Raw genomic sequence first — 13,280 nt, 5'->3', positions numbered from 1 at the left:
CCGGCCAGGCGCCGCCCCGCGGCCCGCATGGTGGAGCCCCACCGGGACACCGGGCCGCTCCCTCCCGCCACAGCGGGCTCGCCGGCCGCCGCGGGCGCCGGCCGGGCCAGCCCCCAGGGCCGGCCCCCGGGATCGTCCGCGCATGCCCCGGCCGGTGTGCCGGACCCGCCGCTACGGGCCGGGCGCGGCCGGTCTCCGCGCGGGGGCCGGGGCGGTCAGCGGCCGAGGTAGGCCAGCACCGCCAGGACCCTGCGGTGGCCGCTGTCGGCGGGCGGCAGCCCCAGCTTCGCGAAGACGTTTCCGATGTGCTTGTGCACCGAACGCTCCGTGATGACCAGGACCTTGGCGATGGTCGCGTTGTCATGGCCCTCCGCCATCAGCCGCAGCACCTCCTCCTCGCGGGGCGTCAGCGCCGCCAGCGGCCCGCCGCCTCGGCCCCGCGACATCAGCTCGGTGACGACCTCGGGATCCAGCGCCGTGCCCCCGGCGGCGACCCGCTCCAGTGCCTCCAGGAACTCCTCCACCCGCCCGACCCGGTCCTTGAGGAGATAGCCCACCCCGTGCGCCCCGCCGCCCAGCAGCTCCGTCGCGTACGTCTCCTCCACATACTGCGACAGCACCAGCACCGGCAGCCGGGGCAGCAGGCGGCGGGCGTCGAGCGCGGCCCGCAGGCCCTCGTCGCGGAAGTCGGGCGGCAGCCGTACGTCGAGGACGGCCACGTCCGGCCGTTGCTCCACCAGCAGCGGCAACACCTCGGGCCCCGTCGTGGCGACACCCGCCCACCTCGTGCCCGGCCGAGCCCAGCAGCAGCACCAGCCCCTCCCGCAGCAGGGCGTTGTCCTCCGCGATCACCACACGCACGGCAGCTCCACTTCCACCACGGTCGGCCCTCCCACGGGGCTGGTCAGCCGCACGGTGCCGTCCAGCGCCGCCACTCTGCGGCGGATGCCCAGCAGACCCGTGCCCTCGTTCTCGTCGGCGCCGCCGCGTCCCTCGTCCCGTATCCGGACCAGCAACAGCCCGTCCGCGCGCTCTAGTGCCACGGACGCCCGCCGGGCGCCGCTGTGCCTGGCGGCGTTGGTGAGGCCCTCGGCGACGGCGAAGTACGCGGCTGCCTCGACCGCCGCGGGGGGCCGGGCGCCGTCGGCACTATCCCCCGGGCCGCCGGCCGTACCGTGCACGGTGACCGACACCTCCAGCCCGCTCCCGGCGGCCAACGCCCGTACCGCGCCCACCAGTCCGCGGTCGGTCAGCACCGGCGGATGGATGCCCCGCACCACGTGCCGCAGCTGTGCCAGTGCCTCCTCGGCCTGGTCCTGGGCGGCGTCCAGCAGGGCGCGGCCGGACGCCGGGTCGTGGTCGTAGGCGCGGCGGGCCAGCCCCCGCCGCATGGAGAGCGCCACCAGATGTGCCTGGGCTCCGTCGTGCAGGTCCCGTTCGATACGGCGCAGTTCGGCACCGTGCGCGGCGACGGCGCCGGCCCGGGTGGCGGCCAGTTCGTCGATCCGCTCCGCGAGCCGGGCGCTGGGTGAGGGCAGCAGCAGGGTGCGGGACAGCCGTGCCTGGAGCGTCGCCAGGTCCCCGATGCGCGGCAGCAGCACGGGGCGGCGCCCGGCCAGTCCGCAACCGACACCGTCCACCAGCAGCCCCAGCGGCCACAGCACCATCGCGGCGTACAGGAACAACAGCCCGTACAGCAGGTGGGCCACGAGCCAGCGGACGTCCCGGTAGGTACCCGGGTCGCTGCCCGCGGCACGGATCCGCTCCAGCAGCGAGCCGCGGTCCAGCGGAAGATACCTCTCGGGGACGGGGGAGCCGAGCCGGGCGGCGGTCCGGCGCCGCTCGAGTCCGGCCAGCCCGCGCAGCAGCCGCACGGTCTCCGGCAGCATGCCCGCGCCGATCACGGACAGGGTGGCCGCGGCGGCGAGCAGCACCAGACGGATCATCACGTAGCAGACCACGGCGAGCCCGGCCCCCACCAGCAGATGTACCGAGGCACGACCCGCGTCCCGCAGCACCCGACGTCCCTCGCCCCCGCGCATGGCGATCAGCGTACGGGGCGGACCGCCCGGTGCGCGGTGTAGCGGGCTACACCTTCGGCGGGGGAGCGGACACCGTGGGCACGGCCCCGGCGGACGGGCAGGGTGGGCCGCAGACCGTCCGACCCGTAGCGGAGGAACCCCGTGACATCACTGCTGTGGACCGTGCTCGCCGTCGGCCTCGTCGCCAACGTCCTCCTGAGCCTGGTGGTTCCCGACGGCGGGACGCAGCTCCTGCTGAGCGCGCTGACCGGCCTGGGCGTCCTGGCCGCCGCGACCGCCCTGTGGGTGCTGCGCCGCAGCCGCGCGGACCGCGGGGCCGCGACGTATCGTCGGGGCATGGCAACTCCCGAATTCATTCGTGACCTGCGGCTGTCCGCGGGACACCAACTGCTGTATCTGCCCGGCGTCAGCGCGGTCGTCTTCGACGACGAGGGCCGGGTACTGCTCGGACGGCGCGCCGACACCGGCCTGTGGTCGGTGATCGGCGGCATCCCCGAGCCGGGCGAGCAGCCCGCGGACTGCGCGGTGCGCGAAGTGTTCGAGGAGACCAATGTGCGGTGCGTGCCCGAGCGGGTGGCGCTGGTGCACGGCGTGGAGAAGCCCGTCACCTACCCGAACGGCGATGTGTGCCAATTCATGGACATCACCTTCCGTTGCCGGGCCACCGCCGAGTCCGCGGGCCGGGCCCGTGTCAACGACGACGAATCCCTGGAGGTGGGCTGGTTCCGGACGGACGCGCTGCCGGAGATGAAACCGTTCGCGCTCCTGCGCATCGAGCAGGCGGCGGCCGAGGAGGGGCCCGCCTGGTTCCTCTCCTCCGCGCACGCCCACAGCTGAGCCCGGCGGACACCCAGGAGCCCCCGGATGCCCGCCGAACGCCGAACGCCGAACGCCGGATGCCGGATACCGGATGCCGGATGCCGAGTGTGCCGCGTGCAGGGGAAACCGGTGTACGGGAAGCCCCGGGAGACCGCCCGGTGTGCGGTGCCCGGGACCTTCCGTCAGCGCCCTGCCTGTCGGACGGTCCGCACCGCCTCGTCATCCGTGGCCAGCCGCGCCACCACCCAGGCCAGCGCCGGAGCGTTCTGGTCGAGAACCGTACGGTCGATCGCCTCCAGGCGGTCGCACTTCTGGTGATAACACGGATCGAACATCTGCCCGGCGGTACCGCCGTAACGGGCCTGCTGCTCCGCCGACTTCACCTTGAGGTTCCCGCCGTCGATGCCGCCGGCCGGGATCCCCGCCTCCTGGAACGGCAGATGGTCCGAACCGATCGCCCCCGGATCCTGCCGCTCGTACGGCAGACCCTTCCGGTCGAAGTAGCCGGCGAACATCTCGGCCAGCTCGTGGCTGCCGCCCGTGCCCGGATCCCACACGAACCGCGCGTGGTTGGAGGGAGCCAGCAGCTCACCGTTGATCACCGCGGCGATGCGCCCGCGCTCCGCGGGGGAGAGGTTCTCGACGTAGTAGTACGAGCCCACGTCGATCAGTTCCTCGGCACCCCACCACATGAACCGCACCTTGTTGCGCAGTTGGTCCTGGTGCGGCGCCATCGCCAGCGCGGTCCGGAGGACGGTGCCGGCCGTCGAGGCGTTGTCGTTGATCCCGGGGGACTCCGGCACGCTGTCGAGGTGACCGCCCATCACCACCACGTCGTCCGGATCGCCGCCGCGCGTCTCGGCGATGAGGTTGACCGTCGTGCGCCGCACGTCCTGGGCCCGCAGCGTCAGCCGCACCCGGGCCGCGTCGCCGGACGCCGCCTGCCGGGCCAGCCGCTCCCCGTCCGTCTGGGAGACCATGCCCATCGGGATGACGAAGTTCTCCCGCGGGATGCCCATCAGACGGTAGTTGTTGTCCGGCGACGGGGTCGGGTAGTACATCACCACGGCCCGCGCCCCCGCCCGTGCCGCCACCTGCTGCTGGAGGCCGAACCCGCAGGCGTTGCGGCCCAGGACGACGACCGCACCGCGTGCGGCCACCCCCTCGTAGTCCGCGTCGGAGCAGCCGTTTCTGCCGTCGGGCAGCGCCACCAGCGGTGCCTCGATGCCGTCGGCGTCCGTCGAGGGCGTGAAGCGGGTCATCAGGATCGGCACGTCCCGCTCCTGCCCGTCACCCGACCGGGCCGTCAGCTTCTCCTCGGTGACGTCGAAGTCGGTGTACGGCACCTTCTGCTGCCGCACCTGGTAGCCGGCCTTCGTGAGCTGGGCCGTCACATACCGCACCGAGCGTGTGAACCCCGGCCGGTTGTAGCCCCGGTCACCCCCGCTGGCGTCCGCGATCCGCTGGAACGCCTCCAGATGGGGCAGCACGTCACGGCCCCGGACCTGCTGGGCCAGCTCGTCGGCTGTGACGGCGCCCGCGCTCCGGCCGGTGGCCGCGGTGGCGCCTTCGCCGCCGGCGGACGGCGGGGCGGCGGTCGCCTGCTGCGCGGCAAGACAGGTGAGCGTCAACGTGGTGACCGCGACGAGCCGCAATGCGCGGCCGGCGAAGGGTCTGGAGGAGCGGCGCACGGAGTTTCCCTTTCGAACAGCGGCGGCCGGATCGTCGGCTGCCGGGTGGTGAGGGCGACGCGAAGCAAGCGCACGACGGCGCGGGACGGACAGCCCGCCTGCCCGTCGGCCGGCCGTTCGCCGGCCGGGCCCGTGAGAGCCACCGCTCCGGTGACGGGGAGCGTCGCACGGTGGCGCCGCCACGCGGGAGGTGCCTCCCGGCCGGGCCCGCCCGCGGCAGGTTCCTCGGGCGGGCCCCCGGGAGGAGCCCCCGGGCGGCGGGCGTCGCGGGTCAGGTGCCGGACGGTGCGGTGGCGTCGGAGCCCGGGCGCCGGACGAGGACGGGCAGCGTCCGCAGCCCGCGCAGCGTCGCCGTCCGCTCGTACTCGGCGGGCCCCGCAGGGGCGAACTCCAACTCCGCCTCGATCAACTGCTCCAGCACCGCCCGCAGTTGCATGGTGGCCAGTCCCTTGCCCAGACAGGCGTGGGCTCCCCGGCCGAAGGCCAGATGGACGCCCCTGCGGCGGGTCAGGTCGATGGAGTCCGGCTCCGGGAAGACCTCCGGGTCCCGGTCCGCGGCACCCAGCATGAGCACCAGCACCTCGCCGCGCCGGATCCGCCGGCCTGCCAGCTCCCGCTCGGCCACGCACACGCGGGCGTCCGCCTGCACCGGGCCCTCCAGCCGCAGCAGTTCGTCCACCAGCGCGTCCAGCCGCTCCTCGGCGGCGGCCCGCGCGGGCAGTCCAGGCTCGGCCACCAGCCGGGCCAGGGCGTTGCCCAGCAACCGGCTCACCGACTCGTAGCCGGCGTGCAGGACGGCCCGCAGCGAATTGGCCAGCACCGCCATCGGGACGCCGGGGTTGCGCTCACGGGCGGAACGGGTGGCTCCGAGGAAGCCGCCGGGGCCGGCCGTCTCCAGCCACTCGGCCACCATCCTGCTCAGCTCGGCCCGCGCCTTGTTCCCGGGCGCGGCCCGCGAGGGATCCAGCCCGGCGTCCATGCTGCGGACGATCGCGTTGGACATCTCCTCGAACCAGGGACCGTCCGGCGCCGTGACGCCCAGGAAGTCGCACATCGTCCGGAGGGCGAGCGGACGGGCGAACTCCCCGACCAGATCCACCGGACGCCCGGCGTTGCGCAGCCCCGCCATCCGGGTGGCGGCGAGCCGGGCCGCCGTGCCGGTCACCTCGGTGTGGGACCTGGCGTGCAGCGCCGAGACCAGCAGATGCCTGATCGCGCCGTGCGCGGGCGGGTCCAGCGTCTGGACGCTCAGCTGGGCGTCGGGGATGTCCTCGCCCACCCGGCGGAAGTCGGAACCGAAGGAGGAGGTGTCCCCGAGGACCTCGCGGCACTCGGCGTATCCGGTGAGGACCCAGGAGTCGAGCTGTTCGTGCCAGTAGACCCGCTGGTGCTCGCGCAGCCGCCGGTAGGCGACGTGCGGGGCGGCGATGACCTCGGGGGCCAGGGGATCGTAGAAGGGGTCCCGTCGCGGCTGCGCCGCCGCTCCCGTCATGGTCGGCCTTTCTCGGTGGGGTGGGGAGAAGAGGGGGGAAGATCGCGTTCGCGGCCACGCGCCGGAGCGCGTGGCCGCGACGACGTGAATGCATCAGTGGACGTAACGCATGGCGTTCTCCTTTCGGTGGGCTCCACAGGCCGCCGTGGACGTGACGCCCACAGCGGGCTTTCCAGCCGGGACGAGCCCGGGGCCGGGGAATTCCGGATGCAGCCGGGCACCGGGACGGACAGGAGTACCCCTGAAAATCCATGGCGACGGGCAAGCCGCGTCATGGAATGCCAAGGAAAAAGCACTCGCTGCCTTCCCTGTTGGGCTTGCTGGCACCCGGGGGGTCGGCCGTGGTCACCCTCCGACAGGGGATGCCGCCCGCGCAAGAGGGCAGCGGCCCGGAAATGCTCACTTTTCCACGGGCGGAAAAGTGAGCGTCATATTCCGCTAAGAGGTGCCCCTGGAGTGCCCGGAATGGAGAATGCCTGGGCGAGAATCGGGCAGAACCGGTGGGCAAGACGCTCGGAACCATTCGACGTTAAAGGTGTGGACCTATGGCGAGATGGACGGAGCGCAGGACGGGGCGGGCCTCGTGAGTGCGGCGAGAGGGTTCGCGTTACTGGCCGCACTGGCGGCCCTCGAACGGGAGCAGCCCGGCGCCCACCGCCTCGGCGTGATCGCCGGCCGCGCCGGGCTCAGCCCCTCCCAGGCCAACAAGCTGCTGGCACAGGCCGAGGAACACGGGCTGGTAGGCCGTACGGGGTACGGCCGCTACACCCTGACAGCCCCGGCGACGGTGAGCGGGAAGCCGGCGCCGCCCCTGCCGCCCTCCGCCTCGCCGCGCGGAACGCCCCCGCGAGCGGCGCGGGTTCCCGCGCCCGCAGTTGCCCGCCGGCCCCCGGCACCGCCGGTCCCGCCCGCCGGGGCGCGGGTCACGGCGTCACCGGCACCGTGAACGGTGCGCCCCGTCCAGTAGGGGAGCGGCGCCGGGTGCCCGGCGGTGGCACCCGCCGGGCACCTGATGCAGTCGGCCGCGTCCGGTGCCGACCCCGGCACTGTGTACGGTGCGCACCGGGACGGGCCCGCACCGCCGGCGTATCCCTCCGCAAGGTCAGGGCTGCTGCTCCGCGGCGTGGGACGGGCCCGCGCAGCCGGCGTATCCCTTTTCGGAGGACAGGAAGGGGCGTGCCGGCCGAGCGCCGGTGATGCCGTGCCGGGGCGCCACGGCCGTGCCTGGCGTCGCTATCAGGGCTCCCACATCATGAGTGGCGGTGCGTCAGGGGCCGACGCCGGTGGAGGGCGGCCGGGGTTTCCCTACTGGCCCCGCCAACGGCCGGCGCGCTCCTTGCCAACGGTCGGCCCCTGCCAGAGGACGTGCCCTTGCCGCAGGACGCGCCCCTGCCAGGGGGCCGGTACCAGTCACGGGCCCCACCAGGGTCCCCGCCGGGGTCATACCTTCCGGTAGGTGTACGCCTCCTCGGCCGCCGCGGCGACCGCGTCCAGATCGCCCCCGCCCACGGAGGTGACCACGGCGGCCACCGCGCCCTCCACGAGGGGGGCGTCCACCAGACGGGTGGGCTCGGGCAGGACGTCACCCTCCGCGAGGAGAGTCTTGACCGTCAGGACCGCGCTGCCCAGGTCCGCGAGGAGCGCCACCCCGGCCCCCGAGTCGACGCGGCGCGCGGCCTCGGTGATCCGCTCCTCGCTGGTGCCGAGGCTGCCGTCGGGGAGTCCGCCCGCGCCGGCCACCGGTGCGTCGGCCACCCCGGCGAGCCCGGCGGCCATCGCCGCGACCCCGTCGGCGACCTGCCGGCTGTGGGAGACGAGGACGATCCCCACCCGTCGGCTGTCCTGCTGCTGCGTCATGGTCACTCTCCCTCGTCCGCACCAAAGCCGGCGTCTTCGCCGGCGCTGTCCCCGTGGGCGGCGGCCAGCGCGGCCACGAGCAGCGCGGCGGAGGTGGCACCCGGGTCCTGATGGCCGACGCTGCGCTCGCCCAGATAGCTGGCCCGGCCCTTGCGCGCCTGGAGAGGGGTCGTCTCCTCCGCTCCGCGCTCCGCCGCCGCACGGGCCTTCGCGAAGTTCGTACCGCCGCTGTCCTCCAGCGCGTCGACGGCGGGCAGCAGCGCGTCCAGCATCGTCTTGTCCCCGGCGGCGGCCCCGCTCAGCTGCGCCACCGCCTCGATACCCGTACGCAGGGCGGACGCCAGTTCGGCGCCACTCACCCGCTCGGCGTCACCCAGCGCCTTGCCCGTACGGCGCAGCAGCGTGCCGTAGAGCGGGCCGGAGGCGCCGCCGACGGTGGAGACCAGCTTCCGGCCGGAGGACATCAGCACCGCGCCGGGTGTGGCCGGCACGTCCTCGGCCAGTTCCTGGCGCACCGCGTCGAAACCCCGGCGCATGTTGCCGCCGTGGTCGGCGTCGCCGATCGCCGAGTCCAGCTTCGTCAGCCGGTCGGCCTCGCGCCCGATCGCGTCGGCCGCCTCGGTCATCCAGCGTGCGAAGAAGGCGGCGTCCAGCTCCCGGCCCCCGTCGCCCTCGCCGCCTGCGCCCGCCCCGCTGTCGTTCGTCACCTTGCCGCTCACCCTTGCTCCTTGCCGTTGCCCCGGTACGGGCGCCGCTCGTACTGGTCCGAGTAGATGCCGGTGTACCCGCGCGGGCCCGGCCCGGACCGCCACCGGTGCCGCCGCCGCGCCGTCGCCGGCACGGGACCGCGGCACCGGAGCGGACCGCACCGCCCCGCGCGGGGTGCCACGTGGCGTCCCGGCGGCGCCGTACCGCCGGGACGGTACGTCGCGTCAGGCGCCCCACCGCAGCCCGGGGGTACGCACGGGGGCGTCCCACAGCCGCAGCAGCTCCTCGTCGGCCCGGCACAGCGTCACGGAGGCGCCGGCCATGTCGAGCGAGGTCACGTAGTTGCCGACGAGGGTACGGGCGACCGGGATCCGCCGCTCGCCCAGGACCCGGTGCACCTCCGCACAGAAGCCGTACAGCTCCAGCAGCGGCGTCCCGCCCATCCCGTTGACCAGGGCCAGCACCGGCTCCTCCGGCTCCAGCTCGGCCAGCACGGCGTCCACGGCGAAGTCCGCGATCTCCCGGGACGTCATCATCGACCGCCGCTCGCGGCCCGGCTCGCCGTGGATGCCCACCCCCAGCTCCAGCTCACCCGACGGAAGGTCGAACATAGGTCCGCCAGTCGCCGGTGTGCTGCACGGGCTCAGTGCGACGCCGAAGCTCCGGCAGCTGTCCGCCACCCGGCGGGCCACGGCCTCCACCCGCTCCAGCGGTGCCCCCTCGTCGGCGAGCGCGCCGGCGATCTTCTCCACGAACAGTGTCGCCCCGGTGCCCCGGCGGCCCGCCGTGTGGGTGCTGTCGGTGACCGCGACGTCGTCCTCCACCAGCACCTTGGCGATCCGGATTCCCTCGTCCTCGGCCAGCTCGGCGGCCATGTCGAAGTTGAGGACGTCCCCGGTGTAGTTCTTGACGACGAACAGCACGCCCTCGCCGCTGTCCACGGCCGCCGCGGCGGCCACCATCTGATCCGGAACAGGCGAGGTGAATACGGGACCGGCGCAAGCCGCGTCCAGCATCCCGGGCCCGACGAAACCACTGTGCAGCGGCTCATGCCCCGATCCGCCGCCCGACACGAGAGCGACCTTCCCGGCCACCGGCGCGTCCCGCCGGACCACCACCTGCTTGTCGACGTCCACCGTCAGCTCCGGATGCGCCGCCGCGATTCCCCGCAAGGCGTCGGGGACCACGGTCTCGGGGACGTTGATGAGCATCTTCATCTGAGTACCTCCTGGCGAGAGTAACAGCTATCCGGCTGACCCGAGTATCCGCAGGTCAGGCCGGAAATTGGAGCATGAGACGGCAAGTGGACCGCGGTGTTGCACGGCGCTGCGCGACAGCGCCCGACGGTGCTGACGCCGACCTCTTGCTGACTTTCCCGACGGGGTGCCATCGGCGGGGCGCACTGGTGAGCCGGCGCCCCTGGCAGTCTCTCGCGGGGGCTCCGAGCCGTGCGTCATGGGCCTGCCGAAGGTTCCGTCGCGGAGCATGGCGAACAGGACGCCGATGCGGTGGGCGGGCGAGGTGGAGGGCTTGGGCGAGAACTGTTGTCGTCGCCGGCGGCCGTGATCACGTCAACCACAATCCGGCCGATTCGAAGATCGGTCGCATGGCACGATGACCGCCATGTCAGGTCAGGTCTGGGTGTCCCTCATATCGCTGGGCGGCGTTGTCCTGGGCGGCTCGTTGTCCTACCTCGTCCAGCACAGGACTCAACTCTCGGCAGAACGCGCTGAACGCCAACGGCAGCAGATCGCCTTGTCGGAGACACGGCGCGGGGAACGGCTGGCGCTGTTGGAACGGTTCATCGAGGTGTCGGCAGAGGCCGAACGCTGCGCCTACACCCGGCCGTCGGAGTGGGACGACACCGATGCCTGGTACCTCACGACCCGGGAGGTCATGGCCAGGTTCTGGGTCGCGGACCGGCTCATCCGGATCCAGTTCCCGCTCTCCGTGCACGATGCCGCACACGCGCACTTCCTCGACCTCAACAGGACGGTGTGGGAGGGCCTGCCCGACGGCGAGAGCGTGCGGGACTACCTGGAGGACAACCGGCTGGCGTTCCTGGACGCGGCTCGCGCGGTCATGGGATAGCGAACCCGGAGGTCTTTCACGGGTCCGCTCGGCGGCATCGGGGTCCCGTGGTCGGACAACCGCGTTAGGATCTGCGCCAGTTGGAGCATCGCGCACCGCCCTGTGCGCGGGCCGCCGCTGCGGAGGGAGCTCGGCGACGGCGTACCGAGGCGCCGGCCGGGCACGTCGGGGGGAGAGGGCGCTGTGGCACCGTCGTGCACGCCGCTGGCGGCAGAGGACCCGGAGCAGGTGGGACAGTACCGGCTCGTCGGGCGGCTGGGGCGGGGCGGGATGGGCCAGGTGTACCTGGGACGGTCCGCGAGCGGCCGGCTGGTCGCGGTGAAGGTGGTGCGGGCGGAGCTGGGCCACGACCCCGGACTGCGGCGCCGCTTCGTGCGTGAGGTGGCGGCGGCGCGTCGTGTGACCGGGTTCTTCACCGCGGCGGTGGTGGACGCCGACCCGGAGGGCGATCCCCCGTGGCTGGCCACCGCGTACGTGCCCGGGGTGCCGTTGAGCACGGCGGTCGCGGAGCACGGGGCCTGGTCCGAGCGGGCTGTGCGCACGTTGGGGGCCGCGCTGGCGGAGGCGCTGGAGGGGATCCACCACGCAGGTCTGGTCCATCGGGACCTGAAGCCGTCGAATGTGCTGCTGGCCGCGGACGGCCCGCGGGTGATCGACTTCGGGATCTCGCTGGCGGCCGACGACACCCAGCTCACGCAGACCGGGATGCTCATCGGCACCCCCGGCTTCATCTCCCCCGAACAGCTGGTGGGCGATCCCACCACCGCAGCCAGTGACATCTTCGCGCTCGGCGCCGTTCTGGCCTGGACCGCGACCGGCTCGGGGCCGTACGGGCAGGGTTCCGCGCACGCCGTGAACTACCGGGTGGCCCATGAGGAGCCGGATCTGTCGGCGCTGCCGGGCGACTTGGCCCGGGTGGTGGCGCGATGCCTGGACAAGGACCCCTCCCGGCGGCCCACGGCCTCCCAACTGATCGCCGAGCTGGGTCACATGGCCGAAGGTGCGGACCGCGGTCCGCTGACCGAGATCGAGTGGCTGCCCCCGGCCGTTTCGGCGGCCATCGGCCGGGAAGGCGCGGCGACACAGGCGCCGCCCGAAACCCGACAGCCGACCGCGCCCGACCGCCCCGAGCGGGCCGATCGAGCCGACCGGGCCGACGGGCCGCGCCCCCGGCCGCCGACCCCCTCCCGCCGAAGCAGAGGCGTCGTACTGGGCGTAGCAGGTGCCGCAGCTCTGGCGATCCTGCTCTCGGTACTGTTTCTGCCGTTCCCCGACGACTCCCACGGCTCCGACGGCCCGGCAAAGTCCGCGTCACCCGGCCCTCACGGGCCCGCACTGTCACCTGTCTGGTCGTTCCATCCGGACAAGGACGTCACGGCCACGCCCGTCTACGCGGACGGACGGATCTACACCACGGACGGCAACGGCACCTTGTACGCGGTCAAGGCCGGCACCGGGACGGAACTGTGGAAGTTCCGGCAGACGGGAAACAAGGTCACGGCGGGACCCTTCGTCGTCGACGGCATCGTCTACTTCGCCGGCGACAACCATCGCCTGTACGCCCTGGACACGCGAAGCGGCCGAACCCGGTGGGAGACCGAGTACAAGTCGTCGGTCTCCTCCCTCACGATTGCCGACGGGCGCGTGTACGACGCGATCGACGTGAGTGACGAGGCGACGGACTATTCCGTTCTGCACGCGCGGGATGCCCGTACGGGCCGCAAACTGTGGAGCGAGGAGCGGTCGGCCGGCAACCTGGTCGCCGCAGGGGGAAGGCTCTACTACAGCCTCGACGACAGAGTGACCGCCCTGCGCGGCAAGGACGGCTCGACCCTCTGGGAGGCCAAGACCGATATGGCCTCGGTGGACACGCTCGTGGTGAACGGTGGGCTCATGCACCTGGGCGGCGACGGCCGGGACAGCGGCAAAGCCGAATTCGCGGTGGAAGCCCGGGACTCCGGCACCGGCAAGAAGGTCTGGAGCGCGTCCTTCCCGCAGAAGCGCGGCACATGGTCGCCGCCTGCCCGGCCGCTGGTCGCCGGTGGCCTGGTCCACTGGAGCGGACACGACCGTGTGCACTCCTTCACGGCTGACACCGGCGATGAGGTCTGGCAGCGGAGGATCCCCGGCTCGGTGGGTGTGGACGAGAGCGGTGCGGAGGGTAGCTTGCAACCGCTGGGCGTCGAGCGAGGCGCGCTCCATTTGCAGGGGCGCGGGGGCCACCTCTACACCCTCGACGCCCGTACCGGTGCCTGCCGTTGGAAGTGCGCACCGCGCCGGTACGGCCGGGTGGCGGAATGGAAGACCGCACCGGCGGCCCTGAAGAACGGCGTGCTCTACTCCGGCGACCGCAAGCTGCGCGCCAGCCGGCTCTGAGACCCGAGTAGCCCGCTCTGCCGCCGACGAACGGCGGGCGCGGCTTCCTCTTCGCCTTGGAGGGCGGACTTTGCCAGGCCGGAGGTGCCGATGTACGAGAAGCGGCCCGCTTCCCCCGGATCTGGGCCGGGGGAAGCGGGCCTTCGGTGCTCTTCGGGTAGCTCGGGGTTCACATCGTCGATGAGGGCTGACAATCGCTCGCCC

Annotated in this window: 10 protein-coding genes and 1 pseudogene; 4 read left to right on the top strand and 7 right to left on the bottom strand. The window is 73.3% G+C overall.

Annotated elements, in window-relative coordinates:
- Positions 1–215: 215 nt before the first annotated feature.
- Positions 216–861, bottom strand: a pseudogene (locus IO40_RS0112835) (LuxR C-terminal-related transcriptional regulator).
- Positions 849–2,042 carry a sensor histidine kinase gene (locus tag IO40_RS0112830; protein ID WP_041968798.1) on the bottom strand — a complete coding sequence of 398 codons (1,194 nt, stop codon included), beginning with the start codon at positions 2,040–2,042 and terminating at the stop codon, positions 849–851. The pseudogene IO40_RS0112835 and the gene IO40_RS0112830 overlap by 13 nt, the downstream one beginning before the upstream one ends.
- A 336-nt stretch (positions 2,043–2,378) precedes the next feature.
- On the opposite strand from IO40_RS0112830, the gene IO40_RS0112825 reads away from it, so the two are divergent.
- Positions 2,379–2,879 carry an NUDIX hydrolase gene (locus IO40_RS0112825; RefSeq protein WP_030408725.1) on the top strand — a complete coding sequence of 167 codons (501 nt, stop codon included), beginning with the start codon at positions 2,379–2,381 and terminating at the stop codon, positions 2,877–2,879.
- Between the two features lie 164 nt (positions 2,880–3,043).
- On the opposite strand, the gene IO40_RS0112820 is transcribed toward IO40_RS0112825, so the two are convergent.
- Positions 3,044–4,552 (bottom strand): M28 family peptidase, encoded by a 1,509-nt coding sequence (locus tag IO40_RS0112820; protein ID WP_016467355.1) that lies wholly within the window; start codon positions 4,550–4,552, stop codon positions 3,044–3,046.
- 271 nt (positions 4,553–4,823) lie between these two features.
- A complete protein-coding gene (locus IO40_RS0112815) occupies positions 4,824–6,044 on the bottom strand; it encodes a cytochrome P450 (protein WP_016467354.1) in 1,221 nt (406 codons plus the stop codon).
- Positions 6,045–6,597: 553 nt separating this feature from the next.
- Here IO40_RS0112815 and IO40_RS35830 point away from each other — a divergent pair.
- Complete coding sequence (locus IO40_RS35830; protein ID WP_158706065.1) at positions 6,598–6,990, top strand: helix-turn-helix domain-containing protein; 393 nt, start codon at positions 6,598–6,600, stop codon at positions 6,988–6,990.
- 494 nt (positions 6,991–7,484) lie between these two features.
- Here IO40_RS35830 and dhaM read toward each other — a convergent pair whose 3' ends face one another.
- The 3 genes from dhaM to dhaK form a co-directional block, all read right to left on the bottom strand.
- Entirely contained in the window at positions 7,485–7,901 is a 417-nt protein-coding gene (gene dhaM, locus IO40_RS0112805; RefSeq protein WP_016467352.1) for a dihydroxyacetone kinase phosphoryl donor subunit DhaM, read from the bottom strand.
- 2 nt (positions 7,902–7,903) lie between these two features.
- A complete protein-coding gene (dhaL, locus tag IO40_RS0112800) occupies positions 7,904–8,527 on the bottom strand; it encodes a dihydroxyacetone kinase subunit DhaL (RefSeq protein WP_031175442.1) in 624 nt (207 codons plus the stop codon).
- Positions 8,528–8,833: 306 nt separating this feature from the next.
- On the bottom strand, positions 8,834–9,820 hold the full coding sequence (dhaK, locus tag IO40_RS0112790; RefSeq protein WP_174500693.1) for a dihydroxyacetone kinase subunit DhaK: 987 nt from the start codon (positions 9,818–9,820) through the stop codon (positions 8,834–8,836).
- Positions 9,821–10,223: 403 nt separating this feature from the next.
- Between dhaK and IO40_RS0112785 the strand changes: the two genes are divergently transcribed.
- Both IO40_RS0112785 and IO40_RS0112780 read left to right on the top strand, forming a co-directional pair.
- Positions 10,224–10,700: a hypothetical protein gene (locus IO40_RS0112785; RefSeq protein ID WP_016467349.1), complete on the top strand. Its 477-nt coding sequence runs from the start codon at positions 10,224–10,226 to the stop codon at positions 10,698–10,700.
- A 228-nt stretch (positions 10,701–10,928) separates the two neighbouring features.
- A complete protein-coding gene (locus IO40_RS0112780) occupies positions 10,929–13,076 on the top strand; it encodes a serine/threonine-protein kinase (RefSeq protein WP_157846440.1) in 2,148 nt (715 codons plus the stop codon).
- The last annotated feature ends 204 nt before the right edge of the window (positions 13,077–13,280 follow it).

Source organism: Streptomyces albus subsp. albus, assembly GCF_000725885.1.
GTDB classification, from domain to species: Bacteria; Actinomycetota; Actinomycetes; order Streptomycetales; family Streptomycetaceae; genus Streptomyces; species Streptomyces albus.
The sequence above is the reverse complement of the archived record's forward strand: the minus strand, read 5'-3'. Positions and strand labels throughout refer to the sequence as shown.

Coding starts and splice junctions, on each gene's coding strand:
- IO40_RS0112830 (WP_041968798.1), bottom strand. CDS start 2,042: ATGCGCGGGGGCGAGGGACGTCGGGTGCTGCGGGACGCGGGTCGTGCC.
- IO40_RS0112825 (WP_030408725.1), top strand. CDS start 2,379: ATGGCAACTCCCGAATTCATTCGTGACCTGCGGCTGTCCGCGGGACAC.
- IO40_RS0112815 (WP_016467354.1), bottom strand. CDS start 6,044: ATGACGGGAGCGGCGGCGCAGCCGCGACGGGACCCCTTCTACGATCCC.
- IO40_RS35830 (WP_158706065.1), top strand. CDS start 6,598: ATGGACGGAGCGCAGGACGGGGCGGGCCTCGTGAGTGCGGCGAGAGGG.
- dhaM (WP_016467352.1), bottom strand. CDS start 7,901: ATGACGCAGCAGCAGGACAGCCGACGGGTGGGGATCGTCCTCGTCTCC.
- dhaL (WP_031175442.1), bottom strand. CDS start 8,527: ATGACCGAGGCGGCCGACGCGATCGGGCGCGAGGCCGACCGGCTGACG.
- dhaK (WP_174500693.1), bottom strand. CDS start 9,820: ATGCTCATCAACGTCCCCGAGACCGTGGTCCCCGACGCCTTGCGGGGA.
- IO40_RS0112785 (WP_016467349.1), top strand. CDS start 10,224: ATGACCGCCATGTCAGGTCAGGTCTGGGTGTCCCTCATATCGCTGGGC.